A 26911-nucleotide genomic window follows, 5' to 3' on the forward strand; every position below is an offset into this window, starting at 1 on the left:
CTCAGTTCTCCAGGAAGGCCAGCAGGCCCAGGGGCAGCGGAACGTCCAACAGGTAGTCGAACAGGCCGTAGAGCAACACGCCCATCAGCACGCCGCTGACCAGGCTCGGCAGCGGCCGGCCCATGAACAGCAGGCCGAGGCCGAAGCCGACCAGGGAGGTGCTGACAACGAAGCCCAGGGGTTCAAAGAGCAGCGCGTAGGCGAACAGGGCAGCGACGCAGAGTGCGACCTTGCGAGCCAACGGCCATGAAATCGGCAGGTCTTCGGCGTCGCCCGGCTTGTACAGAAGCCAGAGTGCGGCCGTTGCCATCAGGAAGAGGAGCAGCAGGGGGTAGGCGCGTGGGCCGACCGGGTCGTAGCTGAAGGGGGCCTGAAAGCCCCAGGCGACCACTGCGAGCAGGGCGCAGACGAGCAGCCAGACCGCAGCGAAGATTCGTACGTACATGGCGGTTTACCTAGGAATCATTGATTCCCCCTCTCCCATTGGGAGAGGGGCCGGGGGTGAGGGAATTGACCGCATCACCCGATCTTCAGGGGAGGGCTACTGCGCCAGGCCGAATTCGCCGGCGAGCTGCTTGTACTGCTTCACCTGCTCGAAGACGTAGGCCTTCAACTGGTCGCCGGTGAGGCTGAGGGGGAACAGGTCGCGCTGTTCACGCAGCTTGGAGAAATCGTCGCTGGCCAGCAGGGTGTCGAACTGCTGTTTCCACCAGTTGAAGTCTTCGTCGCTGACTTCCGGGCCCATGTAGAAGCCACGGATCACCGGCCAGGTGATATCGAAGCCCTGCTCCTTGGCGGTGGGGATTTCGGCCAGCTTGCCCGGCAGGCGCTGGTCGGAGAGCACGGCGAGAACTCGGATCTTGCCGGCTGCCAGTTGCGGGGTGATCTCGCCGAGGCCACTGCTGGTCACTTGCACGTGGCCACCGAGCATGGCGGTGAGGGTTTCGCCGCCGCCCTCGAAGGCAACGTAGCGCAGCTTCTGCGGGTCGATGCCGGCGGCGCGGGCGATCAGCGCGGTTTGCATCCAGTCCTGGCCGCCGATGGTGGCGCCGGCGCCGAAGACGATGGAGGCAGGGTCTTTTTTCACCGCTTCCACCAGTTCGCCCAGGGTTTTGTACGGGGAATCGGCGCGCACGGAGATGGCGCCGTAGTCGGTGCCGATGCCGGCCAGCCAGCGCACGGCGTTCTCGTCGTAGCGGCCGAACTTGCCCTGGGCAAGGTTCAGCAGGGAGCCCGATGAGAAGGCGGTGATGGTGCCGGCATCTTTCGGGCGCTGGGCTACCACGGCGTTGTACGCCACGGCGCCAACTCCGCCGGGCATGTAGGTGACGCGCATGGGCGCCTCGAGCAGGCCGCCGTCCTTCAGGCCGCTCTGGGCCAGCTTGCAGGTGAGGTCGAAGCCGCCGCCGGGCTTGGCCGGGGCGATGCACTCGGGGCGCTTGGGCTCGGCCAGCAATTGGGTGGACAGCAACAGGCCAGAAGTGATCAGGGCAATGCGGGAGAGGGCGGTTTTCATCGGGGTTCTCCTGTGGAGTTTTATTGTGGTTCAGGCTTTACCAGATCGGCAGGGCGTAACTGACGATCAGGCGCAGTTCATCCGCATCGCGGGCGAAGCTGGAGCGGAATCCGGCGTGGCGTGCACGCAGGGTGAGGTTCTTCAGACTGCCGCTGGGCACGACGTACTTGAACTCGACGTCGCGCTCCCACTCGCGGCCTTCGTCGCTGCTGCCAGTGACTTCAGCGTTGTCGCTGGTGATGTAGCGGGTCATGAAGCTCAGGCCAGGTACGCCCATGGCGGCGAAGTCCAGATCGTAGCGGGCCTGCCAGGACTGCTGGTCGGCGTTGGCGAAATCGTTGATCTGCACGAAGTTCACCAGGAAGGGGTCGCTTCCATCGATGTAGGCGTAACCGGTGTCGCCGCTCATGCGCTGATAGCCCAGACCAACCTTGTGGCTCCCCTGGCCGTAGCTGACCATGCCGTTGAGGGCACGGTTGTCCACCTTGCCGGCCTCGGCACGGCCGGTGTCGTCGCTGATGGCGTAGCGCAGGTCGGCACTCAGGGTGCCGGCACCCAGTGGCTGGCTGGCGAGCAGGCCGAAGAAGTGCTGGCGGTAGACCTCATCCAGCTCGGCGAAGTAGTACCGGCCGGTGTAGTGCGTGTTGAAGGCGTAGTCGGCACCGGCGAGGTCGAAGTGATCGCCAGTGGCGGCTGCGGCGAAGCGCTTGTTCTTGTTGTTGATGGCCAGGTCTTCGGAGTTGGTGGAAGCGCGGTCCTTGACCTCCGACAGACGTCCGCCGGTGAAAGTCAGGTTGCTGATCTCCTTGGAGGTGAGCAGGCCGCCCTCGAATACCTGGGGCAGGATGCGGCTGTCGCTGGCTTTCACCACGGGCAGTTCGGGAATGTGGGTGCCCAGGCGCAGTTCGCTCTTGGAAGCGCGCAGCTTGGCGGTCAGGCCGAGCTTGCTGTACTCGTCCGGGGTGCCGCCATCGTCCTGCACTGGCAGCAAGTCGGTGCCGCTGCGGCCGGGGCTGGAGTCGAGCTTGATGCCGAGCATGCCAAGGGCGTCGAGGCCGAAGCCGACAGTGCCTTCGGTGTAGCCGGATTCGAGGTTGAGGATGAAGCCTTGCGCCCATTCTTCGCGTTTCGACTGGCCGGAGCCTTCGCGGAAATCGCGGTTGAGGTAGATGTTGCGGGCTTCGAGGGTGGCCGAACTGTCCTTGAAGAACTCGGCATGGGCCTGGGTGGCCAGGGTGCTGCTGGCGATGGCGAGACTGAAGGTGCAAACAGGCGCAAATGCCTGCCGTGCGGCAGTGAGCATCGAGTGGTCTCCGTTGTTGTTCTTGTTAGCCGGCGCAACCACGGGCCGGCTTTTTTACGGGTGGTCGTTGCCACCCTGTCGCGATGCTATGCAGTGAAACTTTCGCCAGCCTTTCAGCGTGAAAGAAAGTTCGTGCAACGTTCACAGCCTTTAATCGGCCGTTAAACTTCCGAGTGATCGCTGCCATTTTGGAGACATTCTCGTGCGAATCCTGCTGGTCGAAGACCATCCCCAACTGGCTGAAAGCGTTGCCCAGGCGCTCAAGGGCGCGGGCTGGACGGTGGATGTGCTGCATGACGGCGTGGCCGCCGACCTGGCCCTGGCCAGTGAGGATTACGCCCTGGCAGTACTGGACGTGGGGCTGCCGCGCATGAATGGCTTCGAGGTGCTGGCGCGTTTGCGCGGACGTGGCAAGACCCTGCCGGTGCTGATGCTCACCGCCCGCGGCGAGGTGAAAGACCGGGTTCACGGCCTCAACCTGGGGGCGGATGACTACCTGGCCAAGCCCTTCGAGCTGACTGAGCTGGAGGCGCGGGTGAAGGCGCTGCTGCGTCGCAGCGTGCTTGGCGGCGAGGCGCAGCAGCGTTGCGGGGCGCTGGTGTATGACCTGGGTACGCGGCGTTTCAGCCTGGCGGATGAAATCCTCAGTCTGACGTCGCGTGAGCAGTCCGTCCTGGAGGCGTTGATCGCACGGCCCGGGCGGGTGATGAGCAAGGAACAACTGGCTTCCCAGGTGTTCGGCCTGGATGAGGAGGCCAGTCCCGACGCCATCGAGATCTACATCCACCGCCTGCGCAAGAAGCTGGAAGGCAGCGCGGTGCGCATCGTCACGTTCCGGGGTCTGGGCTATCTGCTGGAGAGCCAGGATGCGTGAAGCCGGCAGCCTGCGCGGGCGGCTGCTGCGCCGCCTGGCGCTGATGCTGGGCGCCTTGCTGCTAATCGCCAGCCTGAGCTCTTACTGGAGCGCCCGCGAAGCCGCCGACACCGCCTACGACCGCACATTGCTGGCGTCGGCCCGCGCGATTGCCGATGGTCTCTACGAAACCGACGGTCGCCTGAGGGCGGATGTTCCCTATGTGGCGCTGGATGTGTTCGCCTACGACAGCGCGGGGCGCATCTTCTACCAGGTGATCGACCCGGACGGGAAGCTGGTGTCGGGCTATGAGCATATGCCGGCGCCACCGCCGGGCACGCCGCGCACTGACGACTATCCGGCGCTGGCGCGCTTCTACGATGCTGAGTACGAGGGCGTTGGGGTGCGGGTGGTGAGCCTGCTGCAACCGGTCAGCGAACCGCGCCTGAATGGCATCGCCGAGATTCGTGTCGCCGAAACCGAAAGCGCACGCGAGCGACTGGCTCGGGGCCTGCTGGTGGACAGCCTGTGGCGGCTGGTGCTGCTGGTAGTGGCGGCGCTGGTACTGGTGTGGCTGGCGGTCAGCGCGGCGTTGCGGCCCTTGAACAAGCTGCGCCTGGCGGTGGAGGAGCGTCAGGCCGATGACCTTCGGCCCCTGCCCGAAGTGGCGGTACAGCGCGAGTTGCGTCCCCTGGTGGACGCCCTCAACCAGTTCACCGAGCGCCTGCGCGGATTGTTCCAGCGTCAGGCGGATTTCATTGCCGATGCCTCCCACGAACTGCGCACCCCTTTGGCAGCGCTCAAGGCGCGGGTGGAGTTGGGCCTGCGCGATCAGGAACCCGCGGTCTGGCGCTCGACCCTGGAGGAAGCCGCGCAGAACACCGATCGCCTGACTCACCTGGCCAACCAGTTGCTATCTCTGGCACGCATCGAGAGTGGCGCGCGGGCTATCGCCGAGGGCGGCGCCGAACGTATCGAACTGGGTCAACTGGCCCGTGAGCTGGGCATGGCCCTGGCGCCCCTGGCTCATGCCCGCGGCGTCGCCCTGGCGCTGGAGGCGGAAGACCAGGTCTGGGTGATGGGCGAACCGACGTTGCTCAATGAGCTGCTGTGCAACCTGGTGGACAACGCCCTGGCCCACACCCCAAAGGGCGGCAACGTGACCCTGCGGGTATGCTCGCCGGCGGTGCTGGAGGTGGAAGATGACGGCAGCGGCATCCCGCCTGAGGAGCGCGACAAAGTGTTCCAGCGTTTCTACCGGCGTAATGTGCAGAGCGGTGGGGCGGGATTGGGGCTGGCCATCGTCGGCGAGATCTGCCGCGCCCACCAGGCCGAGATCAGCCTGCACGATGGCGAAGGCGGCGGGCTGAAGGTGCGGGTGAGCTTTCCACCGGCCTAATGCTTGCTGTGGCAATGACTGCCGCGGGTTTCCACCGTCGGTAGGGAATCGCCGGGTGGGTAGGCTGTTAACCGCCCTATGGCGCCAGGCTCAGCGGCTGCTGCACTTCCATGAGGTAGCGGGCGACCTTGCCGCTTTCCCGTAGTTGCGACAGGCCCTTGTTGAAGCGTGCGATCAGCTCGGCATTGCCGGGCACCTCTCGGGAAAGCATCAGGTGCAGGCTGTCGCTGCGTAGCGGGTGTGGGTGAAAGCTCATCTGTGCGCGTTCGGCGGAGCTGAATTTGTCGTTCAGCAGGGCGAATGCGACGACCTTGTCCATGGGAAATGCGTCGAGCCGACCGGCCAGGATCATTCGAAGGCCTTGCTCTTCACCGCTCAGTCGCTTGACCTTGATCTGGCCGTGACTTTCGGCGCGCTGGAAGTCCGCCCCATAGTCGTAGCCCAGGGCGCCGCCGAGCTGCAGACCCTTGAGGTTGGAAACCTGCTGCCAGTCCAGAGGGTGATCCTTGCGGTGGAAGAAGTAGTAGGTGCTGTCCACCACCGGCTCACTGATGAAGAAGCGCGCTTTCCGCTCCGGGCTGCGCAGCCAGACGGCCGTGCCAGCGCGCTCGCCGCGCTCGGCCAGATGCATCGAGCGTGCCCAGGGGTAGAACTCCCACTTCACCTTGATGCCTTCCAGGGCGAAGGCTTCCTCGACAATGCGTGAGGCCACCCCCTGGTGGGGAAGCCTGGCGCCCAGGTACGGCGCCCATTCTCCGTTGGTCAGGCGCACTTCTTCTGCCGCGACCAAGCCGTGGCAAAGCAGGCATAAGGAGAGAAGGAGTACGCGCATCCGGGTCCATCCAGCGACGTCAGGGGAAGCCTGAGTCTAGCGCTGGATGGAGGATGCGTGCGGGTTTTACTGGAGCAGGCTCATAGCCGCCTCCATGGCGGCGGAGAGGTCTTCGTCTGCCTGCATGTCGACGTTCGGGTCGAGGCCGAGCTTGGCGAATGCGGGCACCTGGCTCCAGTCCAGTTGGGTGTAGGGGTGCTCGCTGCCGAGGTAGCTCTGCAGGGTGGCCACCTGGACAATGTCGATGTAGTCGACGCGCGCCGAGTTGCGGCTGAAGTCCAGGTACTGGCTGGGCACGGCGGCGATCGGCTCGGGGAATTCCCAGGCGCGCAGGATGCGGTCGCCGATCAGCGGGTGGATGCGCTCGATTACATGATTGAGGCTGATGGAGTCGGCCAGCAGTTCGTTGTGTTCCTCGGCGTAGGTGAGGATGGGCAGCACGCCGATCTGGTGCACCAGGCCAGCCAGGGTCGCCTGGTCGGGCATCAAGCGGGTGTAGTGGCGGCAAAGCACATGGCAAATGCCAGCGATTTCGGTGCTCTTGTTCCAGACTTCGCGCATTTTGCGGTCGACCACGTCCGTGGTGGCCTGGAACATCTGCTCCATGGCCAGACCGGTGGCCAGGTTGCTGGTGTAGTTGATGCCCAGCCGGCTGATGGCCATCTGCAGGTCGGTGATTTCCTTGTTGGTGCGCAGCAGCGGGCTGTTCACCACCTTGATGATGCGGGCAGTCAACGCGGCATCGTTTCCGATCACCTTGGTCAGGTCCTGGATGCCGGCGTTCGGGTCTTCGGCGGTCTCGCGCACCTTTAGCGCGACTTCCGGTAGGGTCGGAAGCACCAGTTCATCGCTTTCGATGGCCTGGATGAGCTCCTGTAGGACTTTGTCGGCAAGCTTGCTCATTGAATGTCTCGTCAGTGGCCGGCAGGGGCGGGCTAGCGTTGGATTTCGCGGTCAGCGTTCAGGGTATAGGGCAGGTCGAGCAGGTTCAGTGCCGGACCATCGGCGGCTCCCAGGTGGATACGCCCGTCGTTCACGGCGTCTTCCTGCAACACGGCGAGCAGCTCGCAACCGTCCGTCGTCGGGGCCGCCAACACCACTTCACCCACCGGACTCTGGTGCACAGGGGAAAAGAGCTCGACGCCCGGTTGGGGCAGTTCGCCTGCGACCAGAGCCAGGCGGTAGAGACGACGCTTGAGCTTGCCCAGGTACTGCATACGGGCGACGATTTCCTGGCCGGTATAGCAGCCTTTCTTGAAGCTGACGCCGCCGAGCGCCTGGAGGTTGATCATCTGCGGGATGAACAGCTCACGGGTAGCACCGAACACCTGGCCGATGCCCGCGCGTACCTGGGCCAGCAGCCAGGCGTCCAGCGGTGCCTGTGGCAGCTGCGCAGCCAGGCGGGCTTCCAGGGTGGTGGCTTCGTCCTTGGGGGCCCAGAGTTCGGCGCGGCCGTCGGAGAGGCGTACGGCGATCAGGTCACCTTTGCGAGTGACGCTGTCAGCGGACTGCGGCAGGTCCAGGCCCAGGGCGAGCAGGGCGCCATCGCCCTGGCTGAGACCGAAACGCACCCAGTTGGCGCTTTCATCGGTCAGGGTGGACTTGGAAAAGACGGCGTATTTCTTCAGGTCGGCCAGTTGCGCTTCTACCAGGTCACTGGCCAGGGCCAGCAGGAAGCCCTCGCCCTGGGTGAGGATGCGGAAGCTGGAAATCATTCGGCCCTTGGGCGTGCAACGGGCACCCAGGCTGGTGGTGGTCTCGTCCAGGTAGCTGAGGTTGCAGGTCACCTGGCCCTGGAGGAATTTCGCGGCATCCACGCCGCGTACGGCGAGCAGGCCTTCGTGGGAGAGCGGACAGAAGTATGCTGAGTCGGCCATTGCGGATCGCTGGAAAAATGTCTGGGGCGCCATCATAGAGTTCCGCTGGTGGCTTGTCAGCGGGTGCTCGGGGCGGCGGCTGTGGTTATAATGCGCGCCTATTTCCTGGAGGCGCTGTGATGGCCGACTCAATTGAACTGAACCGACTCTTCTGGCACAGCCGTCGCGGCATGCTTGAACTGGACGTGTTGCTGGTGCCCTTCGTGAAGGAGGTATATCCGAGCCTTGACGCCGAAGACCAGGCTCGTTACCGCAAGCTGCTGGAATGCGAAGACCAGGATATGTTCGGCTGGTTCATGCAGCGCGGCGAGCCGGAGGATGCGGACCTGCGGCGCATGGTTCGCATGATCCTGGATCGTGTCCAGCCCAAGTAACACCTTCGAATGCCACTGGCGCCCATCGCGGCGCCTACTGGCGCTCTACCTGATCCTCTCGTGCCTGGCCGTCCTGGCCCTGTCGGTTGCCAATGTTCCACTCTGGGCGCGGATTGCCGGCTTCGTGGCTTGCGCGGTGCACGCTGCCTGGTGCCTACCCAGGCAGATTCTTCTGACTTCTCCCAACGCCTTTACCGGCTTGCGTCATGATAACGACGGCTGGCAGCTCTGGTGCGCGGCCGACGGCTGGCGGCCGGTGCAGTTGCGCCCGGACAGCCTGGCGCTGCCGTTGGCGGTGATCCTGCGCTTCCAAGTACCGGGGCAGTGTTGGGGGAGGGGGCTGTGCATACCGGCGGATGCCCTGCATCAGGAACAGCACCGCCGGTTGCGGGTGAGGTTGGGCTTCAGTCGCCGAAGATGGGCGGAACCAGAATAGTGTCCTTGGCCTCGGGCAGCAGATCCGGATAGTCCAGGGTGTAATGAAGGCCACGGCTCTCGTGGCGCTGCATGGCCGATCGGATCATCAGTTCCGCCACCTGCGCCAGGTTGCGCAGTTCGATCAGGTCGCGGCTGACCTTGTAGTTGCTATAGAACTCGTCGATTTCGCTGAGTAGCAGGCGTACCCGGTGCTGGGCGCGCTGCAGGCGTTTGTTGGTGCGCACGATGCCGACGTAGTCCCACATGAACCGCCGAAGCTCGTCCCAGTTGTGCGCGATGATCACGTCCTCGTCCGAGTCGGTTACCTGGCTGGCGTCCCAGGTTGGAAGGTGGGCGGGCATCGGCACTTCGCCCAGTTGGCTGAGGATGTCCATCGCGGCCGAGCGGCCATAGACGAAGCATTCCAGCAGAGAGTTGCTGGCCATGCGGTTAGCGCCGTGCAGGCCAGTGAAACTGGTCTCGCCGATGGCGTAGAGGCCGGGGATGTCGGTTCGCCCATGCTGGTCCACCACCACGCCGCCGCAGGTGTAGTGGGCCGCCGGTACCACCGGAATCGGCTCACGGGTGATATCGATACCGAAGTCCAGGCAGCGCTCGTAGACCGTGGGGAAGTGGCTCTTCACGAACTCGGCTGGCTTGTGGCTGATGTCCAGGTAGACGCAGTCCACACCGAGGCGCTTCATCTCATGGTCGATGGCGCGGGCCACCACATCGCGCGGGGCCAGTTCGGCGCGCGGATGAAAACGCTGCATGAAGCGTTCGCCATTGGGCAGCTTGAGCAGGCCGCCTTCGCCGCGCACGGCTTCGGTGATCAGGAAGCTCTTTGCCTGAGGGTGATAAAGGCAGGTGGGGTGAAACTGGTTGAATTCCAGGTTACCCACCCGACAGCCGGCGCGCCAAGCCATGGCGATGCCGTCACCGCAGGCACTGTCGGGGTTGCTCGTATAGAGGTAGACCTTGGCCGCGCCGCCGGAAGCGAGCACAGTGAAGCGGGCATGGAAGGTGTCCACTTCGCCATTATTGCGGTTCAGCACGTAGGCGCCCAGGCAACGCTGGCCCTCGCGGCCGAGCTTGCGCTCGGTGATCAGGTCGACGGCGACACGCTGTTCCAGTAGCTGGATGTTCGGCCTTTTCTTCGCCTGCTCCAGCAGGGTGTTGAAAATGGCAGCGCCAGTGGCGTCGGCAGCATGGATGATGCGCCGGTGGCTGTGGCCGCCTTCGCGGGTGAGGTGGAATTCGAAGCCGCCGTCTTCGCGGGCGCTTTCGTCGTCGCGGGTAAAGGGCACGCCTTGGTCGATCAGCCATTGGATGGCCGCGCGGCTGTGCTCTACCGTGAAGCGCACGGCGTCTTCGCGGCACAGGCCGGCGCCTGCGATCAAGGTGTCTTCGACGTGGGAATCGATCGTGTCGGTATCGTCCAGCACAGCAGCCACACCACCTTGGGCCCAGTAGGTCGACCCATTGCTGAGGTCGGCCTTGCTGAGTACGACGATGTTCAGGTGCGAGGGCAGGGTGAGGGCCAGGGTCAGGCCGGCGGCGCCGCTGCCGATGACCAGTACGTCATGCTGGAAATGTTGGCTCATGTCGGTTCCCGCGAAAAAAGCGGCGGCTAGTATATAGCCGGGGTGGGCGGCACAATAGCGCGCTTATGATCCTGCGTGGTGCCACGGAACTTTTTTAGTCGTTCAGGTTCCATTCAGGGTCACCATTTTGAAGAGACGGTGCTTGCTTACACTTACGCAACGAATGCACATGAAATGTGCAGCCCGGATGCCTGTAGATCAAGCGACTTATATTCGGCGCAGCATGGCCGCAGGCTCTGCTGCGTCATTCCGTGCAGATGAAAAAACAATCTGCAGGAAGCTTGCTTGGAGGGGAGAACTTTTGCGCAACGCCCGAGTCTATTTTGGCAAGCCGATCCACTGGCTGGCGCAACACCCCTTCCAGATCGACGAGGAGTGTTCATGCTAACCCAGGAAGAGGATCAGCAACTGGTCGAACGGGTGCAGCAGGGCGACAAGCGGGCTTTTGATCTGCTGGTGTTGAAGTACCAGCACAAGATTCTCGGGCTGATCGTGCGATTCGTGCATGACGCCCAGGAAGCCCAGGACGTAGCCCAGGAAGCCTTCATCAAGGCTTACCGCGCGCTCGGAAACTTCCGCGGCGACAGTGCGTTTTATACGTGGCTGTACCGCATCGCCATCAACACGGCGAAAAACCATCTGGTGGCGCGTGGAAGACGCCCGCCAGACAGTGATGTAAGTGCTGAGGACGCCGAATTTTATGACGGTGACCACGCCCTCAAGGATATCGAGTCGCCGGAGCGAGCCCTGCTCCGCGATGAGATCGAGGCCACAGTGCACCGGAGCATCCAGCAACTGCCGGAAGATTTGCGCACGGCGCTAACCCTGCGCGAATTCGATGGTCTTAGTTATGAAGACATTGCCAGTGTCATGCAGTGTCCGGTGGGTACTGTGCGATCCCGTATCTTCAGAGCGCGGGAAGCCATCGATAAAGCCTTGCAACCCTTGTTGCATGGAACCTGAGACAGCGGCGACAGCCAAGAGGGGAACCGCCATGAGTCGTGAAGCTTTGCAGGAATCGCTGTCCGCGGTGATGGATAACGAGGCGGACGAACTGGAGCTGCGTCGAGTTCTCGCCGCCAGCGGAGATCAAGAACTACGGGCTACCTGGTCGCGTTACCAGATTGCTCGGGCCGTGATGCACAAGGAGCTGCTGGAGCCGCGCCTGGACATCGCAGCCGCGGTATCGGCCGCCCTGGCCGAAGAAGCCGCGCCACCGACGAAGGTGGTACGGGGTCCGTGGCGCAGCCTGGGGCGACTGGCCGTTGCAGCTTCGGTGACCGTGGCTGTGCTGGCCGGTGTACGCCTGTATAACCAGGACGAGGTCGCAGGCGTCCAGCAGTTGGCGCAGCAGCAGGGCAGCCAACCCACGATGGTTATGCCGCAGGCGCAGAAAGGTGCCGTTCTGGCTGGCTATAGTGAAGATGCCCAGCAGGTTCAGCAGCCCATCGGCGCGACACAGTCGTCTTCCGGTTGGCACGAGAAGCGTTTGCCGGCCTACCTGCGGCAGCACGCGCAGCAGGCTGCGATGAGTGGTAGTGATAGCGCATTGCCCTATGCCCGTGCTGCCAGTCTGGAGAGCCGCTGAGGAGGAACATGCGCGCACTACCGGTATTCTTTTTGCTTGGCGGCTGGTTGGCTCAACCAGCTCTGGCCGCCGACGCTCAGGACTGGCTGCAGCGCCTCGCTGATGCGGAGCTGCGCCAGAGTTTCCAGGGAACGTTCGTCTACGAGCGAAATGGGAGCTTCTCCACGCATGAAGTCTGGCATCAGGTCCAGCAGGGTGGGGAAGTGCGCGAGCGTCTGTTACAGCTCGATGGGCCAGCTCAGGAAGTGGTGCGGGTCAATGGCCGCACCCAGTGCGTGGGGGGGTCCCTTTCCGATCAGTTGTCCGATGCCCAGGTCTGGCCTGCCCGGACGCTCGACACCAAGCAGCTTTCCGAGTGGTATGACCTGCGTCTGGCGGGTGAATCACGTGTAGCCGGGCGACCGGCCACGGTGCTGACCCTGACCCCGCGCGACCAGCATCGCTACGGCTTCGAGCTGCATCTGGATCGCGATACCGGCCTGCCGCTCAAGTCCCTGCTCCTCAGCGACAAGGGGCAGCTTCTGGAGCGCTTCCAGTTCACCCGTATCGATACCGCAGGGACTCCGGCTGATGCTGATCTGCAACCCAGCTCCGCCTGCAAGGCCGTGCGCTTCGCCGAGGCGTCGGGCGACAAGCCTGCCCACTGGCGGTCCGAGTGGCTGCCTCCGGGGTTCAGCCTGTCCAGTGCCCAGGAGCGTCGTAGCCCTGTGTCATCCGATCCTGTGTCCAGCCTGCTTTACAGCGATGGCCTTGCACGTTTCTCGGTGTTTCTCGAGCCACTGCATGGCGCAGTGGTCGAAGATGCGCGCAGCCAGTTAGGGCCGACGGTGATGGTGTCCAAGCGGCTCAGTACGGCGGACGGCGACGTGATGGTGACTGTGGTCGGCGAAATCCCGCTGGGAACGGCCGAACGGGTCGCCCTGTCCATGCGGGCAGCGGAGGCCTCTGCGACACAATGATCCCTGCTACAGGATCTGTAACCGTATCGCGGTGCGGGAGTCTCGGCTCCCGCTTTGTCTTTTTCACGATGTTCCACCGAGCCTGGGGCTGACGCTCCGGGCTCGTTTTGCTTTTATGTTTCTGCTTTGCTCGTCGGGCCGGGCGGCTCGGCGAGTTCATACCACTCGTTATGCGACGGGAGCTGTATGTCGATGCTTAACCTCAAATCCTGCATGACTGCCATGGCAGCCATGCTGTTGCTTGGTCAGACCCTTGTGGCTCGTGCCGAACTGCCGGACTTCACGCCTCTCGTCGAAGAGGCGTCTCCGGCAGTCGTCAACATCAGTACCCGGCAGAAGCTGCCACAACGTGGTGCGGCCGGGGCCCAAGTAATGCCAGATCTGGAAGGTCTGCCGCCGATGCTGCGCGAGTTTTTCGAGCGCAACATGCCGCAGGTACCGCGTAATCCGCAGGGCGGTCGCCAGCGCGAAGCACAGTCGCTTGGTTCCGGTTTCATCATTTCCAGGGACGGTTATGTCCTGACCAACAATCACGTGGTGGCTGGCGCCGATGAGATCATCGTGCGCCTCTCCGACCGCAGCGAGCTGGAAGCCAAGTTGATTGGCGCCGATCCGCGTACCGACGTGGCACTGCTGAAGGTCGAGGGCAAGGATCTGCCGATCGTGAAGATCGGTAAATCCGATGAGCTCAAGGTGGGCAGCTGGGTGCTGGCCATCGGTTCGCCGTTTGGCTTCGACCACTCGGTGACGGCCGGTATCGTCAGTGCCAAGGGGCGCAGCCTGCCGAACGAGAACTATGTGCCGTTCATCCAGACCGACGTCGCCATCAACCCGGGTAACTCCGGTGGCCCGCTGTTCAACCTGGATGGCGAAGTGGTCGGTATCAACTCGCAGATATTCACCCGCTCCGGCGGCTTTATGGGGCTGTCTTTCGCCATCCCGATCGACGTGGCCATGAGCGTCGCGGATCAGCTGAAGTCCGAGGGTAAGGTGAACCGCGGCTGGCTCGGCGTCGTGATCCAGGAAGTGAATAAAGACCTGGCCGAATCCTTTGGTCTGGACAAGCCGGCCGGCGCGCTGGTGGCCCAGGTTCAGGAAGGTGGCCCAGCAGCCAAGGGTGGTCTGCAGGTGGGGGATGTCATCCTCAGCATGAATGGTCAGCCCATTGTGGTTTCCGCTGACCTGCCGCACCTGGTAGGAAATCTCAAGCCTGGTAGCAAGATCCGGCTGGAAGTCGTGCGCGGCGGTAGTCGCAAGACCCTCGACATGGCCATTGGCGCCCTGCCGGAAGATGGCGAGGAAATGGCCGCCGCCACCGGCGATGGCGTCGAACGCAACATTAATCGCCTTGGTGTGAGCGTGGTCGAACTGACCGATGAGCAGAAAAAGGCGCTGGATATCCAGGGTGGCGTTGTGATCAAGGAGGTCCAGGACGGTCCGGCGGCCATGATGGGCCTGCGTCCGGGTGATGTGATCACCCACTTGAACAATCAGGCCATCACCTCGGCCAAGGCTTTCACCCAGGTGGCGAAGGAACTGCCGAAGAATCGTTCGGTATCCATGCGTGTGCTGCGTCAGGGGCGTGCCAGCTTCATCACCTTCAAACTGGCTGAGTAGCGCGGTTAGAGTGCATAAGGGCGGCCAATGGCCGCCCTTTTTCGTTTATGCCTTCCGCCGCATGGGCGTGACGGGCTGGCCGCCGATCAGGTAAACTCCCCCGCTATTTTTCGGCGAGCAACCTGCTTGCGGCTTTCTTGAGTGTTGACCTGTGAGTGACCTGAGTCATATCCGCAATTTCTCCATCATCGCCCACATCGACCATGGCAAGTCGACCCTGGCAGACCGCTTCATCCAGATGTGCGGCGGCCTGTCCGATCGCGAGATGGAGGCCCAGGTATTGGACTCCATGGACCTGGAGCGCGAGCGTGGCATCACCATCAAGGCCCACAGCGTCACGCTGCACTATAAGGCGCAGAGCGGTAAGACTTACCAACTGAATTTCATCGATACCCCCGGCCACGTGGACTTCACCTACGAGGTCAGTCGTTCGCTGGCCGCGTGCGAAGGCGCGTTGCTGGTGGTGGATGCCGGCCAAGGCGTGGAAGCTCAGTCCGTGGCCAACTGCTACACCGCCATCGAGCAGGGCCTCGAGGTAATGCCGGTGCTGAACAAGATGGACCTGCCCCAGGCCGAGCCGGAGCGGGTCAAGGAAGAGATCGAACACATTATCGGCATCGACGCCACCGACGCCGTGCCCTGCAGTGCCAAAAGCGGCATGGGCGTGATCGATGTGCTGGAGCGTCTGGTCGAGGTGATCCCTGCCCCTGAAGGCGAGATCGACGCACCGTTGCAGGCCCTGATCATCGACTCCTGGTTCGACAACTACTTGGGCGTTGTCTCTCTGGTACGCGTCAAGCACGGCCGGGTGAAGAAGGGCGACAAGATCCTGGTGAAGTCCACCGGCAAGCTCCACCAAGTGGACAGCGTCGGCGTATTCACCCCGAAGCACACCGAGATGGCCGATCTGAAGGCCGGTGAAGTGGGCTTCATCATTGCGGGCATCAAGGACATCCATGGTGCGCCGGTGGGCGATACCCTGACCCTGTCCAACACCCCTGACGTGGACGTGCTGCCGGGCTTCCAGCGTATCAAGCCGCAGGTTTACGCCGGCCTGTTCCCGGTCAGCTCCGATGACTTCGAAGACTTCCGCGAAGCCCTGCAGAAGCTGACCCTGAACGACGCCGCCCTGCAGTACGAGCCGGAAAGCTCCGAAGCCCTGGGCTTTGGTTTCCGCATCGGCTTCCTCGGCATGCTGCACATGGAGATCATCCAGGAGCGCCTGGAGCGCGAATATGACCTGGACCTGATCACCACTGCCCCCACCGTGGTCTTCGAGATCGTGCAGAAGAATGGCGAGACGATTTACGTCGACAACCCGTCCAAGCTGCCCGACCTCGCGTCCATCGACGAGATGCGCGAGCCCATCGTGCGCGCCAACATCCTGGTTCCCCAGGAGCACCTGGGCAACGTCATTACCCTGTGCATCGAGAAACGCGGCGTCCAGCGCGACATGCAGTTCCTCAGCTCGCAGGTCCAGGTCTGCTACGACCTGCCGATGAACGAGGTGGTGCTGGACTTCTTCGACCGCCTGAAGTCGGTAAGTCGTGGCTATGCGTCGCTGGACTACAGCTTTGATCGTTTCGAACCGGCTAATCTGGTGAAGCTGGATGTGCTGATCAACGGCGAGAAGGTCGATGCCCTGGCACTCATCGTGCATCGCGACCAGGCCCACTACAAGGGTCGTGCGCTGACCGAGAAGATGAAGGAACTGATCCCGCGGCAGATGTTCGACGTGGCGATTCAGGCGGCGATCGGTGGTCAGATTGTTGCGCGTACTACCGTAAAGGCGCTCAGGAAGAACGTTCTGGCCAAGTGCTACGGCGGCGACGTAAGCCGTAAGAAAAAGCTGCTGGAGAAGCAGAAGGCCGGTAAGAAACGGATGAAGCAGGTCGGCAGCGTGGAAATCCCGCAGGAAGCCTTCCTCGCTGTGCTCAAAGTGGATAGCTAGGGTCTATGTCGATCAATTTCCCGCTGTTGTTGGTTATCGCCGTGGCAGTCTGCGGCGTGCTCGCGCTTATCGATCTGGTTCTGCTGGCCCCGCGCCGGCGCTCTGCGATTGCTGCCTACGAGGGGCAAGTCGGCGAGCCCGACCCGGAGGTGGTCGACAAGCTGAACAAGGAGCCACTGCTGGTGGAGTACGGGAAGTCTTTCTTCCCGGTACTGGCCATCGTACTGGTGCTGCGCTCCTTCCTGGTGGAACCCTTCCAGATCCCGTCCGGCTCGATGAAGCCGACCCTGGAAGTGGGCGATTTCATCCTGGTCAACAAGTTCGCCTATGGCATCCGCCTGCCGGTGCTGGATAACAAGGTGATCGAGGTGGGCGATCCGCAGCGCGGTGATGTCATGGTGTTCCGCTATCCCAGCGACCCGAACATCAACTACATCAAGCGGGTGATCGGCCTGCCGGGCGACCGCATTGCCTACAGCAGCGACAAGCATCTGACCGTCAACGGTAAGCCCGTCGCCGAAAAGCTGCTGGGCGAAGAGCCGGGCACGTTGGGTAGCGCCATGCTTTACCAAGAGAAACTGGGCGAAGCCGAGCACCTGATCCGCAAGGAAATGAAGCGCTACCGCATGGAGCCGGGTCGCGAGTGGGTAGTGCCCCAGGGTCATTACTTCATGATGGGCGACAACCGGGACAACTCCAATGACAGCCGCTACTGGAACGATTCGCGTATCCCGAAGGACCAGCTCGGCATGGTCCCGGACCGGAATGTCGTCGGCAAGGCGTTTGCCGTGTGGATGAGCTGGCCCGATCCCAAGATGCGCAATCTGCCGAACTTCTCCCGAGTGGGCCTGATTCACTGATAACCCGCTCGCCATTGCGGTTTTGCGGCGTTGTTCATGACAGCGCCGCAGTCGCTATATAGTCTTGCTTGCGGGCCAACCGGCCTCCATAAAAACACAGACATTGAGGTCGATCATGACGTTCGCGCGTAAGCAGAAGGGTATGTCGGTTATGGGCTGGCTGCTGGTTCTGGCCATAGTGGCTTTCCTGGCCAGCACCGCCTTCAAGGTCATCCCGCACTATCTCGATTTCTTCTCTCTGGAGAAGATCATTACTTCGGTGGAAACCGAGAAGGCCCTGGAAATCAGGTCCATTCCCGATTTCTACAGCCATGTCAGCAAGGGCATGCAGGTGAATGGCATCCGTGACCTTGACCTGGAAAAGTCCCTGAAGGTGACCCTGGAGAACAACGAATTCCAGGCCCACCTCAAGTATGAAAAACGCGAACCTCTGGTCGAGAACCTCGATCTGGTGGTGCGCTTCGATAAAGAATTCCGTGTGCGAGCCCAGTGAGCGTATCCCTCAGCCGTCTCGAGCGTAAGCTCGGCTATACCTTCAAGGACCAGAGTCTGATGATTCTGGCCCTGACCCACCGCAGTTACGCGGGGCGCAACAACGAGCGCCTCGAATTCCTCGGCGATGCCATCCTCAATTTCGTCGCCGGCGAGGCGCTGTTCGAGCGTTTTCCGCAGGCCCGCGAGGGGCAACTGTCACGACTGCGTGCGCGACTGGTTAAGGGCGAGACCCTGGCGCTGCTCGCCCGCGGTTTCGAGCTGGGCGAGTACCTGCGCCTGGGCTCGGGTGAGCTGAAGAGTGGCGGTTTCCGCCGTGAATCAATTCTCGCTGACGCACTGGAAGCGCTGATAGGCGCCATCTACCTGGATTCCGGCATGGAGGCCGCGCGTGAGCGCGTACTCGCCTGGCTGGCCAACGAACTCGAAGGCCTGACCCTGGTGGACACCAACAAGGATCCCAAGACCCGCTTGCAGGAATTTCTGCAGTCCAGGGCCTGCGAACTGCCACGTTATGAAGTGGTGGATATCCAGGGTGAACCGCACTGCCGGACGTTTTTCGTCGAGTGCGAGGTCACCCTGTTGAATGACAAGACCCAGGGCCAGGGCGCCAGCCGCCGTATCGCCGAACAGGTGGCTGCGGCTGCCGCCCTGGTTGCCCTCGGTGTGGAGAACGGCAATGACTGATATCGATACCCCCCGCTGCGGCTACGTTGCCATCGTCGGCCGCCCCAATGTGGGCAAGTCCACGCTGCTCAACCACATCCTTGGGCAGAAACTGGCGATCACCTCGCGCAAGCCACAGACCACCCGGCACAACATGCTCGGCATCAAGACCGAGGGCAATGTCCAGGCGATCTATGTCGACACCCCCGGCCTGCACAAGAAGAGCGACAAGGCGCTGAACCGCTACATGAACCGTAGCGCCTCGGCGGCCCTGAAGGACGTGGACGTGGTTGTCTTCGTGGTTGACCGTGACCGCTGGACCGAAGAAGACCAACTGGTGCTGGAGCGCGTGCAGTACGTGCAAGGCCCCGTGCTGATCGCGGTGAACAAGACCGACCGCCTGGAAGAGAAGGGCGACCTTATCCCGCACCTGGCCTGGCTCCAGGAGCAACTGCCAAACGCTGAACTGATTCCGGTTTCCGCCCTTCAGGGACACAACCTGGATACGTTGGAGCGCCTTGTGTCCGAGCGTCTGCCGGAAGGTGACCACTTCTTCCCGGAAGACCAGATCACCGACCGCAGCAGCCGCTTCCTCGCAGCCGAGCTGGTGCGCGAGAAGATCATGCGGCAGTTGGGCGCCGAGCTGCCCTACCAGATCACCGTGGAGATCGAAGAGTTCAAGCAGGAAGGTCATATCCTGCACATCCACGCCCTGATCCTGGTGGAGCGTGATGGCCAGAAGAAGATCATCATCGGCGACGGTGGCGAGCGCATCAAACGCATCGGCCAGGACGCCCGCAAGGACATGGAGACCATGTTCGACTCCAAGGTCATGCTCAACCTCTGGGTGAAAGTGAAGGGAGGCTGGTCCGACGACGAGCGTGCCTTGCGTTCCCTGGGCTACAACGACCTCTGAGCCTCCCCATGATCAGCGCGGCGCTACCGGCGTTTGTCCTGCACAGCAGGGCCTATCGGGAAAGCAGCGCGCTGGTGGACTTTTTCACCCCTGAAGGCCGCCTGCGCGCCGTAATGCGTGGTGCTCGAGGCAAGGCGGGAACCCTGGCGCGCCCCTTCCTGCCGCTGGAAGCCGAATTCCGCGGCCGCGGCGAGCTGAAGAATGTCGCTCGCCTGGAGGCGGGCGGCATCCCTAACCTGCTTGCCGGCGAAGCGCTGTTCAGTGGTCTCTATCTCAATGAGCTGCTGATTCGCCTGCTGCCGGCTGAAGACGCGCAGCCGGCGCTCTTCGAACACTACGCCGTTACGCTCCAAGCCCTGGCGGCCAACCGACCGCTGGAACCTTTGCTGCGCGCGTTCGAATGGCGCCTGCTGGACGAGCTGGGCTATGGTTTCGCCCTGGATTCGGACCTGGCAGGACAGCCCATTGCCCCCGACGGTATCTATCGCCTGCTGCCCGACGCAGGGTTGGAGCCGGTGGGGCAGTTGCAGCCCGGTCTTTTCCATGGCCGCGAACTCCTCGCCCTGGCCGACGCCGACTGGAGCGCCCCCGGTGCGCTCGGCGCGGCCAAGCGCCTGATGCGCCAGGCCCTGGCACCTCATCTGGGCGGCCGACCTCTGGTCAGCCGCGAGCTATTCATGACGATCAAGGAACCTCCCCGTGACTGAAGCCAACCGCGTACTTCTCGGCGTCAACATCGATCACGTCGCCACCCTTCGCCAGGCCCGTGGCACTCGCTACCCGGACCCGGTCAAGGCGGCGCTGGATGCTGAAGAGGCAGGTGCCGACGGCATTACCGTGCACCTGCGCGAAGACCGTCGCCACATCCAGGAGCGAGACGTGCGCGTGCTCAAGGAGGTTCTGCAGACGCGCATGAACTTCGAAATGGGCGTGACAGAGGAAATGATGGCCTTCGCCGAGGAGATCCGCCCCGCACACGTTTGCCTGGTACCGGAAACCCGCCAGGAGCTGACCACCGAAGGTGGCCTTGACGTCGCTGGCCAGGAAGCCCGTATCAAGGCTGCCGTGGAGCGCCTGTCCAAGGTGGGCAGCGAGGTCTCGCTGTTCATCGATGCCGATCCGGCGCAGATCGAGGCGTCCCATCGCGTCGGCGCTCCGGCCATCGAACTGCACACTGGCCGTTACGCCGATGCCCACACTCCGGAAGAAGCGGTTCGCGAGCTGCAGCGTATCCAGGACGGCGTCGCCCTCGGCCTCAAGCTCGGCCTGATCGTCAACGCCGGTCATGGCCTGCACTATCACAACGTCGAGCCAGTTGCGGCCATCCCCGGCATCAACGAACTGAACATCGGCCACGCCCTGGTGGCCCATGCACTCTTCGTAGGCTTCAAGCAGGCGGTGGTCGAGATGAAGCAGCTGATCGTTTCGGCCGCTCCCAAGCATTAAGCAAGGCAGGCCTTCGGCCTGAATTCGCCCCTATGAGGAGATTACACGCTTCCTGTAGGGGCGAACTCATTCGCCATGGACCGCGAAGCGGTCCCGTACCCAGTCAGGGTTTGCGCGCAATCAGCACGGCGCGCGCTGGCGCCGGCAGGCCCTCGATGGTGCGGCTGTGGTCGGCGGGATCGAGGAACTCGGGCAGCGACTGGTAACGCATCCAGTCAGTGCTGCGCTGTTCTTCCACGCTGGTGTAGCTGACATCCACGCAGCGGACGTCCACATAGCCCGCGCGGCGCAACCACAACTCCAGCGCCGGTACCGAGGGCAGGAACCAGACGTTGCGCATTTGTGCGTAGCGGTCCTCGGGCACCAACACCTGTTGGGCATCACCTTCAACCACCAGGGTTTCCAGCACCAACTCGCCGTTTCGATGCAGGCAGTCCTTGAGGTCGAACAGGTGGTCGATGGGCGAGCGACGATGGTAGAGCACGCCCATGGAAAACACGGTGTCGAAACCTTCCAGCTTCGGTGGCAGGTCCTCCAGAGCCATGGGCAGATGCCACGCCGGCAGGTCTGGGAGGAAGCGTTTCATGGCCAGGAACTGGCAGAAGAACAGCCAGTTGGGATCGATACCCACCACGCTGTCCGCACCGGCACCGAGCATGCGCCACTGGTAGTAGCCGTTGCCGCAGCCGACATCCAGCACCCGACGACCGCGCAGGTCGAGATGGGGCGCTACCCGTGACCACTTCCAGTCCGAACGCCACTCGGTGTCGACGTGCACGCCGAACACCTCGAAGGGACCTTTGCGCCAGGGAATGAGTCCTTGCAGCGCGGCTTTCAGTTGGGCGCGGGTGGCGTCGTCGCAGGGGCCGTCGAGCAGGAGGCGCTCAGCCAGTTCCACCTGTTCTGCCTGCAAGGGTGGAATTGCGTTGACTGCAGCCCCCCAGCGTTCCAGGTCGCCGTGGCCAACGGCCATCCGGGCGTCGAGTTGTGCGGGCAGGTCGGCGGCCCAATCCTGCAGGGGAGTGCCTGCCAGTTTTTGCTGCAGGGCATCGAGGTCCAGCGTACTAATCATGGCAGGGCGATCAGCGAGGCGAAGTTAAGGCATTGGAACCAGGGCACAACCTTGGAGAATCCGGCGGCCAGCAGGCGCTCGCGGTGTTCTTCCAGGCTGTCAGGGTGCATGACGTTTTCCAGGGCGCTGCGCTTCTGGGCGATTTCCAGTTCGCTGTATCCATTGGCGCGCTTGAAGGCAATGTGCAGGTCGGTGAGTAACAGGTGCTCGTCGGTGTCCTCGAAGCGCAGCTTTTCCGAGAGGATCAGCGCGCCGCCAGGCAGCAAAGCCTGGCGGATACGGCCTAGGAGTTCGGTACGGCGCTCGCGGGGCACGAATTGCAGGGTGAAATTCATCGCCACCAGGGAGCAGGGCTGGAAGTCCAGGGCAAGGATGTCGGCCTCCATCACCTCCACCGGCAGCAGTTCCTGAAACATGGCGTCCTGGGCGTGCAGGTACTCGCGGCAGCGCTCCACCATGGCGCTGGAGTTATCCACAGCAATGACCCGGCAGCCGTCGGTCTTCACATGGCGGCGTAGGGCCTGGGTCACGGCACCGAGGGAGCAGCCCAGGTCATAGAGCGGGGTGCTGGTCTGGGCGAACTGCGCTGCCAGCACGCCGATGTTCTCGACGATGGTGGGGTAGCCTGGCACCGAGCGCTTGATCATGTCCGGGAAGACCCGGACCACGTCCTCGTTGAAGGCGAAGTCGCCGACTTGGGCCTGGGGATTGGCGTAGATGCGATCAGGGCTTTCGGTCACGGGCCGGTACCAGCAGTGGAAAAGGCCGGCATTCTAACGGACTGCGCGACGCGGCCAAACCACCCTTACTTCAACTGATCGGAAAAGAACTCGCCCGCCCCCTGCAGGGGGCCAAGCGGGTTTCGCTTGACCTCGTGGCGACGGATGTTCGGTTCGCCGTTACTCACCTTGTGCACCAGCACGTCGTCCACCAGCACGAAGACTGCGCGAAACACCCAGCCCTGCAGCTCGCGATTCTTGCGGAAATTGAAAACGTCAGCCCAGAAGCTGCCGACCCGCTGGGTATCGGTTTTGGTGAACTCGAAGGCGTAGCCAATGCAGCGGTCCTTGGCTTCGAGGCACTTCATCAGCCCTTCGGGCAGATAATCGATTGGGACATTGGGCTGGACGAACATCAACCGCACGTCGATGAACGAGAGCATCTTGCCGTTGCCCTGGATCAGCGGATCAAAGCCCAGGGAAAAAAGCTCGGGGCGGGTAGTCCTGCCCGGCATCGCTTGGGAGTAGCGGGCCTCCGCATCGGTGTAGTCCCGAAAGGGTGACAACACTTCGGCCCGTTCGCTGGGCAATAGACTGCCGCAACCTGCGAGAAGAACTGCACAGCACAGCAAGCTCCACAGTCGTACCAGGCCGCCCATTGCTCGTTCCCTTTTTTGAGTGTCCGCCTATTTGCTATAGCCGATTTCCCGGGAGGGTGCCGGGGGTTTCTTCGGCGATGGGGTGGAGGTCGACACTGCAACGGCGGAGGCGGTGATGCCCCATTGGCCGAGCCAGTAGCTGAGAATGATCAAATAGCTCGCGGCACCAAAGGGGGAGACGAAGCGGTTGATCCCGATCAGGCTGTCGGATAGCACGAATAGCGCTGCACCCCCGGCTGCCAAGAGCGCCGATTGGCGGTCGAGATCGGCACCCAGACGGGCCAGTGCACGCCAGAGCATGGCACTGATGGCCAGTGCGTAGCAGGCTACCGGAACCAGCAGGACGCCCAGGCCGCCCGAGGCGAGCAGGGCGAAGATGGCGCCGCCACTCCCAGTCGCCACCAGCAGGGCCATCGGGGCCAGCCGACGGGTGTCCAGCAGATAGGCGCGCAAGTAGGCCAGATGGGCCAGCAGGAAAGCACCAAGGCCGAAGACGAACAGATCGGCAGGCCATTCCAGCAGTATGTCGCCGAGCAGCGACAACGTCAGGCCGATGGCTATCCAGCGGCGGTAAGGGCCGGATGGCGCTCGGCGCAGCCAGAGCAGCAGGGCAATGATGGGAACCGGTTTGCTGACGAAGCACAACCAGTCGAGTTCCAGCACAAGGCCAGTGAGAAAAGCCAGCACGCCGGCCAGCCCGAAGATCAAGGTTCCCATGAGTGCTCCTGCAAATCGGTCAGGGCATCACTATGGAAAGCTGCCGATGCGCCCGCCAGGCGGCGGACGCCAACGGTGCAGTCATTTGGCGCTACTTGACGCTGATCTGGCAGTCGAAGGATTCGGCCGGCGCCACGTCGGTCTCCCAGGGGCGCTGGTAGTCGAGGTGCAGTCGGCCTTCGCCGGGTTGGCTGGCCTTGAAGCGCCAGGTGGATTGGCCCGCGCTGCCCACCAGGCCGGCATCTTCCGGCGTCGAGTAGACCTCCGGGCCGAGGCTCTGCAGCACGTTGGTCGCGGCGTCGCGCAACACCCAGCGAAAGCCGGTGGTGGGGTTGCTGGGGAGGGTCAGCACCAGGGGTTGGCCCTGGCTGAGGGAGAGCGGGCAGTCATCCTGTTGGTCCTGGACCACCATCGGGCCGGCCTTCTGCTGGGCGCAGGCGGCGAGCAGGGCGAGGCCCAGGGGCAACAACAGGCGAGAGGCGGGAACGAAGAACATCGGCGGCTCCGTCGGTCAAGGGCGGGGTCAGCATAACGGCTGACTCCGCCCTTGCGTAGACTTGGTTCAAAAAGTGCCGGCGACTTTTCTCAAACAGGCGCGGTCCCTCAGTCGAACAATACCTTCGCCACATCGCTGAAGCGTCGGGCAAAGTGCACGGTCAGGCCTTCCTTGAGGTAGTCCGGCAGTTCTTCGAATGAACCTCGGTTGGCCTCAGGCAGGATCAGCTCGAAGATTTTCTGCCGGCGTGCGGCGATCACCTTCTCGCGTACGCCACCGATCGGCAGCACCTGGCCAGTGAGGGTGAGCTCGCCGGTCATGGCCACGCCCTTTTTCGGTACCTGGTTGCGTGCCAGGGAGAGCAACGCGCTGGCCATGGTAATGCCGGCACTTGGGCCATCCTTGGGCGTGGCACCTTCCGGTACGTGGAGATGGACGAATGCCAGGTCGAAGAAGGTCGGGTCGCCGCCGTAGCGTTTCAGGTGCGAGCTGATGTAGCTGTAGGCGATTTCGGCCGACTCCTTCATGACATCACCCAATTGGCCGGTGAGCTTGAAGCCGCGGTTGAGGGTGTGGATGCGAGTCGCCTCGATGGGCAGGGTTGCGCCGCCCAGGCTGGTCCAGGCCAGGCCAGTGATCACGCCGACCCCCGACAGCAGCTGCTCCTTGCGGAACGGCGCCAGGCCCAGGTAGTGCTCCAAGTCCTTCTGGCCGACTTTGATGTTCGTCTCGGGCTCCTCCAGCAGACGGACCACCGCCTTGCGGATGATCTTGCCCAACTGCTTCTCCAATTGACGCACCCCGGCTTCGCGGGCGTAGCCCTCTATCACGGAGGTCAGGGCGCCATCGGTGATGGCCAGGCGCCCCTTCGGTACGCCGGTACGCTCCAGCAGGCGCGGCCAGAGGTGGCGCTTGGCGATGGCGTGCTTTTCCTCGGTGATATAGCCGGAGAGGCGAATGGTCTCCATGCGGTCCAGCAGGGGGCCCGGAATGGAGTCCAGCGTGTTGGCGGTGCAGACGAACAGCACCTTGGACAGATCCAGGCGCAGGTCCAGATAATGGTCGAGGAATTCGACGTTCTGTTCCGGGTCCAGGGTCTCCAGCAGGGCCGAGGCCGGATCGCCCTGATAGCTGGCCCCGAGTTTGTCGATTTCGTCGAGCATGATGACCGGATTCATCACCTCCACCTCTTTCAGTGCCTGCACCAGCTTGCCGGGCAGGGCGCCGATGTAGGTGCGGCGGTGGCCTTTGATTTCAGCTTCGTCGCGCATGCCGCCAACGCTGAAACGGTAGAAGGGGCGCCCCAGGGATTCGGCAATGGACTTGCCAATGCTGGTCTTGCCCACGCCGGGCGGACCGACCAGCAGGACGATGGAACCGGATATTTCACCCTTGAAGGCGCCCACCGCGAGGAATTCGAGGATGCGGTTTTTCACGTCATCCAGCCCGGCGTGGTGCTTGTCCAAGACCTTGCGGGCATGCTTGAGGTCGATCTTGTCTGCCTTGTAGACACCCCATGGCACCGAAGTGGCCCAGTCCAGGTAGTTGCGGGTGACCGCGTACTCCGGCGATCCGGTTTCCAGGATCGACAACTTGTTCAGCTCTTCATCGATGCGCTTCTTTGCCTGGCTGGGCAGAACCTTGTCTACCAGGCGCTGGGTGAACTGCTCACTGTCGGCGCTGCGGTCGTCCTTGGTTATGCCGAGTTCCTGCTGGATCAGCTTGAGCTGCTCCTTGAGGAAAAATTCGCGCTGATGCTGGCCAATCTTGCGGTTCACCTCGGCGGACAGCTCGCTCTGCAACCGCGCGACTTCCACTTCCTTGCGCAGTAGCGGCAGCACCTTCTCCATGCGCTTGAGGATCGGAACGGTGTCCAGAACCTCCTGCAACTCTCGGGCGGGCGCAGTGGTCAGGGCAGCGGCGAAGTCGGTCAGCGGCGAAGGATCGTTGGGGCTGAAGCGGTTGAGGTAGTTCTTCAGTTCTTCGCTGTACAGCGGGTTGAGCGGCAGCAGTTCCTTGATGGCATTGATCAGCGCCATGCCGTAGGCCTTGACCTCGTCACGCGGGTCCAGCGGGCTCTGTGGATAATCCACCTCCACCAGATAGGGCGGGCGGTGACGCTTGAGCCAGCCCCGAATGCGCACCCGTGACAGGCCCTGGGCCACGAACTGCAGTTTGCCGCCCTCGCGGCTGGCATGGTGCACCCGCACCAGGGTGCCGTGCTCGGGCAGGGTGCTGGGGTCGAAATGGCGCGGATTCTCCGGCGGATTCTCCATGAAGAACAGCGCCAGGCAGTGGTGTTCGGTCTTGGCCACCAGCTCAAGGGTTTCCGCCCAGGGCTCTTCGTTGACGATGACCGGCAGCACCTGGGCCGGGAAGAACGGGCGGTTGTGGATGGGAATGACGTAGACCTTGTCCGGCAGGGTCTGGCCGGGCAGTACCAGGCCGGTCCGCTGGCTTGAAGTGGCTTCGTCGACGATGTCGGCGTTGATGTCCTGATCGCTCATGGGGGCACCTGGCTAATGGCTTACCCAGGCTAGATGGGGGAACGCGGTGGGCATTTCAACTGCGCCGAGCC

General features: G+C 63.0%; 28 protein-coding genes. 15 read left to right on the plus strand and 13 right to left on the minus strand.

Annotation, left to right across the window (positions count from 1 at the left end; genetic code table 11):
- Nucleotide 1: 1 nt before the first annotated feature.
- The 3 genes from AAHM40_RS11495 to AAHM40_RS11505 all read right to left on the minus strand — a co-directional run bounded on the left by AAHM40_RS11495 (nucleotide 2) and on the right by AAHM40_RS11505 (nucleotide 2819).
- On the minus strand, nucleotides 2–445 hold the full coding sequence (locus tag AAHM40_RS11495) for a tripartite tricarboxylate transporter TctB family protein (protein WP_342244761.1): 444 nt from the start codon (nucleotides 443–445) through the stop codon (nucleotides 2–4).
- A gap of 96 nt (nucleotides 446–541) precedes the next feature.
- Nucleotides 542–1516, minus strand: a complete 975-nt coding sequence (locus AAHM40_RS11500) for a Bug family tripartite tricarboxylate transporter substrate binding protein (protein ID WP_342244762.1) — start codon at nucleotides 1514–1516, stop codon at nucleotides 542–544.
- 37 nt (nucleotides 1517–1553) lie between these two features.
- A complete protein-coding gene (locus AAHM40_RS11505; RefSeq protein WP_342244763.1) occupies nucleotides 1554–2819 on the minus strand; it encodes an OprD family porin in 1266 nt (421 codons plus the stop codon).
- Nucleotides 2820–3021: 202 nt separating this feature from the next.
- Between AAHM40_RS11505 and AAHM40_RS11510 the strand changes: the two genes are divergently transcribed.
- Complete coding sequence (locus AAHM40_RS11510) at nucleotides 3022–3693, plus strand: response regulator (RefSeq protein WP_342244764.1); 672 nt, start codon at nucleotides 3022–3024, stop codon at nucleotides 3691–3693.
- On the plus strand, nucleotides 3686–5071 hold the full coding sequence (locus AAHM40_RS11515; protein ID WP_342244765.1) for a sensor histidine kinase: 1386 nt from the start codon (nucleotides 3686–3688) through the stop codon (nucleotides 5069–5071). Before AAHM40_RS11510 ends, AAHM40_RS11515 begins: the two co-directional genes overlap by 8 nt.
- A 76-nt stretch (nucleotides 5072–5147) precedes the next feature.
- Here the strand turns inward: AAHM40_RS11515 and AAHM40_RS11520 are convergent, their stop codons facing one another.
- From AAHM40_RS11520 to ygfZ, 3 genes are all read right to left on the minus strand, one after another.
- Nucleotides 5148–5903 carry a substrate-binding periplasmic protein gene (locus tag AAHM40_RS11520; RefSeq protein ID WP_342244766.1) on the minus strand — a complete coding sequence of 252 codons (756 nt, stop codon included), beginning with the start codon at nucleotides 5901–5903 and terminating at the stop codon, nucleotides 5148–5150.
- Between the two features lie 66 nt (nucleotides 5904–5969).
- On the minus strand, nucleotides 5970–6806 hold the full coding sequence (locus AAHM40_RS11525) for an HDOD domain-containing protein (RefSeq protein ID WP_342244767.1): 837 nt from the start codon (nucleotides 6804–6806) through the stop codon (nucleotides 5970–5972).
- A gap of 32 nt (nucleotides 6807–6838) precedes the next feature.
- On the minus strand, nucleotides 6839–7780 hold the full coding sequence (gene ygfZ / locus AAHM40_RS11530) for a CAF17-like 4Fe-4S cluster assembly/insertion protein YgfZ (RefSeq protein ID WP_342244768.1): 942 nt from the start codon (nucleotides 7778–7780) through the stop codon (nucleotides 6839–6841).
- Between the two features lie 119 nt (nucleotides 7781–7899).
- Here ygfZ and AAHM40_RS11535 point away from each other — a divergent pair, with 119 nt between their 5' ends.
- Entirely contained in the window at nucleotides 7900–8154 is a 255-nt protein-coding gene (locus AAHM40_RS11535; RefSeq protein WP_028626345.1) for an FAD assembly factor SdhE, read from the plus strand.
- Complete coding sequence (locus tag AAHM40_RS11540; RefSeq protein ID WP_342244769.1) at nucleotides 8138–8590, plus strand: protein YgfX; 453 nt, start codon at nucleotides 8138–8140, stop codon at nucleotides 8588–8590. Before AAHM40_RS11535 ends, AAHM40_RS11540 begins: the two co-directional genes overlap by 17 nt.
- Here the strand turns inward: AAHM40_RS11540 and nadB are convergent.
- Complete coding sequence (gene nadB, locus AAHM40_RS11545; protein WP_342244770.1) at nucleotides 8559–10175, minus strand: L-aspartate oxidase; 1617 nt, start codon at nucleotides 10173–10175, stop codon at nucleotides 8559–8561. The two genes, AAHM40_RS11540 and nadB, sit on opposite strands and share 32 nt — an antisense overlap.
- Nucleotides 10176–10556: 381 nt before the next feature.
- Between nadB and rpoE the strand changes: the two genes are divergently transcribed.
- The 11 genes from rpoE (at nucleotide 10557) to pdxJ (ending at nucleotide 20670) form a co-directional block, all read left to right on the plus strand.
- Complete coding sequence (gene rpoE / locus AAHM40_RS11550; RefSeq protein WP_028626348.1) at nucleotides 10557–11138, plus strand: RNA polymerase sigma factor RpoE; 582 nt, start codon at nucleotides 10557–10559, stop codon at nucleotides 11136–11138.
- A gap of 31 nt (nucleotides 11139–11169) precedes the next feature.
- Nucleotides 11170–11763, plus strand: a complete 594-nt coding sequence (locus tag AAHM40_RS11555) for an RseA family anti-sigma factor (RefSeq protein ID WP_342244771.1) — start codon at nucleotides 11170–11172, stop codon at nucleotides 11761–11763.
- A gap of 8 nt (nucleotides 11764–11771) precedes the next feature.
- Entirely contained in the window at nucleotides 11772–12722 is a 951-nt protein-coding gene (locus AAHM40_RS11560; RefSeq protein WP_342244772.1) for a MucB/RseB C-terminal domain-containing protein, read from the plus strand.
- A 192-nt stretch (nucleotides 12723–12914) separates the two neighbouring features.
- On the plus strand, nucleotides 12915–14339 hold the full coding sequence (locus tag AAHM40_RS11565) for a DegQ family serine endoprotease (RefSeq protein WP_342244773.1): 1425 nt from the start codon (nucleotides 12915–12917) through the stop codon (nucleotides 14337–14339).
- A gap of 151 nt (nucleotides 14340–14490) precedes the next feature.
- Nucleotides 14491–16290 carry a translation elongation factor 4 gene (gene lepA / locus AAHM40_RS11570; RefSeq protein ID WP_137823094.1) on the plus strand — a complete coding sequence of 600 codons (1800 nt, stop codon included), beginning with the start codon at nucleotides 14491–14493 and terminating at the stop codon, nucleotides 16288–16290.
- Nucleotides 16291–16295: 5 nt separating this feature from the next.
- Nucleotides 16296–17150: a signal peptidase I gene (gene lepB, locus AAHM40_RS11575; RefSeq protein ID WP_342244774.1), complete on the plus strand. Its 855-nt coding sequence runs from the start codon at nucleotides 16296–16298 to the stop codon at nucleotides 17148–17150.
- A 115-nt stretch (nucleotides 17151–17265) separates the two neighbouring features.
- Nucleotides 17266–17643 carry a DUF4845 domain-containing protein gene (locus tag AAHM40_RS11580; protein ID WP_028626354.1) on the plus strand — a complete coding sequence of 126 codons (378 nt, stop codon included), beginning with the start codon at nucleotides 17266–17268 and terminating at the stop codon, nucleotides 17641–17643.
- Nucleotides 17640–18329: a ribonuclease III gene (rnc, locus tag AAHM40_RS11585; protein WP_342244775.1), complete on the plus strand. Its 690-nt coding sequence runs from the start codon at nucleotides 17640–17642 to the stop codon at nucleotides 18327–18329. The genes AAHM40_RS11580 and rnc overlap by 4 nt, the downstream gene beginning before the upstream one ends.
- Complete coding sequence (gene era / locus AAHM40_RS11590; protein WP_028626356.1) at nucleotides 18322–19224, plus strand: GTPase Era; 903 nt, start codon at nucleotides 18322–18324, stop codon at nucleotides 19222–19224. Before rnc ends, era begins: the two co-directional genes overlap by 8 nt.
- Nucleotides 19225–19232: 8 nt before the next feature.
- Nucleotides 19233–19931: a DNA repair protein RecO gene (gene recO, locus AAHM40_RS11595; RefSeq protein ID WP_342244776.1), complete on the plus strand. Its 699-nt coding sequence runs from the start codon at nucleotides 19233–19235 to the stop codon at nucleotides 19929–19931.
- Nucleotides 19924–20670 carry a pyridoxine 5'-phosphate synthase gene (gene pdxJ, locus AAHM40_RS11600; RefSeq protein ID WP_342244777.1) on the plus strand — a complete coding sequence of 249 codons (747 nt, stop codon included), beginning with the start codon at nucleotides 19924–19926 and terminating at the stop codon, nucleotides 20668–20670. Before recO ends, pdxJ begins: the two co-directional genes overlap by 8 nt.
- A gap of 103 nt (nucleotides 20671–20773) precedes the next feature.
- Here the strand turns inward: pdxJ and cmoB are convergent, their stop codons facing one another.
- From cmoB to lon, 6 genes are all read right to left on the minus strand, one after another.
- Nucleotides 20774–21742, minus strand: coding sequence for a tRNA 5-methoxyuridine(34)/uridine 5-oxyacetic acid(34) synthase CmoB (gene cmoB / locus AAHM40_RS11605; RefSeq protein WP_342244778.1), 969 nt, complete (start codon nucleotides 21740–21742; stop codon nucleotides 20774–20776).
- A complete protein-coding gene (cmoA, locus tag AAHM40_RS11610; RefSeq protein WP_342244779.1) occupies nucleotides 21739–22482 on the minus strand; it encodes a carboxy-S-adenosyl-L-methionine synthase CmoA in 744 nt (247 codons plus the stop codon). Before cmoA ends, cmoB begins: the two co-directional genes overlap by 4 nt.
- A gap of 65 nt (nucleotides 22483–22547) precedes the next feature.
- Complete coding sequence (locus tag AAHM40_RS11615; RefSeq protein WP_342244780.1) at nucleotides 22548–23120, minus strand: hypothetical protein; 573 nt, start codon at nucleotides 23118–23120, stop codon at nucleotides 22548–22550.
- Nucleotides 23121–23147: 27 nt separating this feature from the next.
- Entirely contained in the window at nucleotides 23148–23837 is a 690-nt protein-coding gene (locus tag AAHM40_RS11620; RefSeq protein WP_342244781.1) for a lysoplasmalogenase, read from the minus strand.
- A 91-nt stretch (nucleotides 23838–23928) separates the two neighbouring features.
- The gene (locus tag AAHM40_RS11625) at nucleotides 23929–24333 is read right to left on the minus strand and encodes a protease inhibitor I42 family protein (RefSeq protein ID WP_342244782.1); all 405 of its coding nucleotides are present in this window, start codon (nucleotides 24331–24333) and stop codon (nucleotides 23929–23931) included.
- A 107-nt stretch (nucleotides 24334–24440) separates the two neighbouring features.
- Nucleotides 24441–26840 carry an endopeptidase La gene (lon, locus tag AAHM40_RS11630; RefSeq protein ID WP_342244783.1) on the minus strand — a complete coding sequence of 800 codons (2400 nt, stop codon included), beginning with the start codon at nucleotides 26838–26840 and terminating at the stop codon, nucleotides 24441–24443.
- Nucleotides 26841–26911 lie beyond the last annotated feature (71 nt).

The sequence above is a fragment of the Pseudomonas sp. OTU5201 genome, assembly GCF_038440135.1.
GTDB lineage: Bacteria > Pseudomonadota > Gammaproteobacteria > Pseudomonadales > Pseudomonadaceae > Metapseudomonas > Metapseudomonas resinovorans.

Coding starts and splice junctions, on each gene's coding strand:
- AAHM40_RS11495 (WP_342244761.1), bottom strand. CDS start 445: ATGTACGTACGAATCTTCGCTGCGGTCTGGCTGCTCGTCTGCGCCCTG.
- AAHM40_RS11500 (WP_342244762.1), bottom strand. CDS start 1,516: ATGAAAACCGCCCTCTCCCGCATTGCCCTGATCACTTCTGGCCTGTTG.
- AAHM40_RS11505 (WP_342244763.1), bottom strand. CDS start 2,819: ATGCTCACTGCCGCACGGCAGGCATTTGCGCCTGTTTGCACCTTCAGT.
- AAHM40_RS11515 (WP_342244765.1), top strand. CDS start 3,686: ATGCGTGAAGCCGGCAGCCTGCGCGGGCGGCTGCTGCGCCGCCTGGCG.
- AAHM40_RS11520 (WP_342244766.1), bottom strand. CDS start 5,903: ATGCGCGTACTCCTTCTCTCCTTATGCCTGCTTTGCCACGGCTTGGTC.
- AAHM40_RS11525 (WP_342244767.1), bottom strand. CDS start 6,806: ATGAGCAAGCTTGCCGACAAAGTCCTACAGGAGCTCATCCAGGCCATC.
- ygfZ (WP_342244768.1), bottom strand. CDS start 7,780: ATGGCCGACTCAGCATACTTCTGTCCGCTCTCCCACGAAGGCCTGCTC.
- AAHM40_RS11535 (WP_028626345.1), top strand. CDS start 7,900: ATGGCCGACTCAATTGAACTGAACCGACTCTTCTGGCACAGCCGTCGC.
- nadB (WP_342244770.1), bottom strand. CDS start 10,175: ATGAGCCAACATTTCCAGCATGACGTACTGGTCATCGGCAGCGGCGCC.
- rpoE (WP_028626348.1), top strand. CDS start 10,557: ATGCTAACCCAGGAAGAGGATCAGCAACTGGTCGAACGGGTGCAGCAG.
- AAHM40_RS11555 (WP_342244771.1), top strand. CDS start 11,170: ATGAGTCGTGAAGCTTTGCAGGAATCGCTGTCCGCGGTGATGGATAAC.
- AAHM40_RS11560 (WP_342244772.1), top strand. CDS start 11,772: ATGCGCGCACTACCGGTATTCTTTTTGCTTGGCGGCTGGTTGGCTCAA.
- AAHM40_RS11565 (WP_342244773.1), top strand. CDS start 12,915: ATGCTTAACCTCAAATCCTGCATGACTGCCATGGCAGCCATGCTGTTG.
- lepB (WP_342244774.1), top strand. CDS start 16,296: ATGTCGATCAATTTCCCGCTGTTGTTGGTTATCGCCGTGGCAGTCTGC.
- AAHM40_RS11580 (WP_028626354.1), top strand. CDS start 17,266: ATGACGTTCGCGCGTAAGCAGAAGGGTATGTCGGTTATGGGCTGGCTG.
- era (WP_028626356.1), top strand. CDS start 18,322: ATGACTGATATCGATACCCCCCGCTGCGGCTACGTTGCCATCGTCGGC.
- recO (WP_342244776.1), top strand. CDS start 19,233: ATGATCAGCGCGGCGCTACCGGCGTTTGTCCTGCACAGCAGGGCCTAT.
- cmoB (WP_342244778.1), bottom strand. CDS start 21,742: ATGATTAGTACGCTGGACCTCGATGCCCTGCAGCAAAAACTGGCAGGC.
- AAHM40_RS11615 (WP_342244780.1), bottom strand. CDS start 23,120: ATGGGCGGCCTGGTACGACTGTGGAGCTTGCTGTGCTGTGCAGTTCTT.
- AAHM40_RS11620 (WP_342244781.1), bottom strand. CDS start 23,837: ATGGGAACCTTGATCTTCGGGCTGGCCGGCGTGCTGGCTTTTCTCACT.
- AAHM40_RS11625 (WP_342244782.1), bottom strand. CDS start 24,333: ATGTTCTTCGTTCCCGCCTCTCGCCTGTTGTTGCCCCTGGGCCTCGCC.
- lon (WP_342244783.1), bottom strand. CDS start 26,840: ATGAGCGATCAGGACATCAACGCCGACATCGTCGACGAAGCCACTTCA.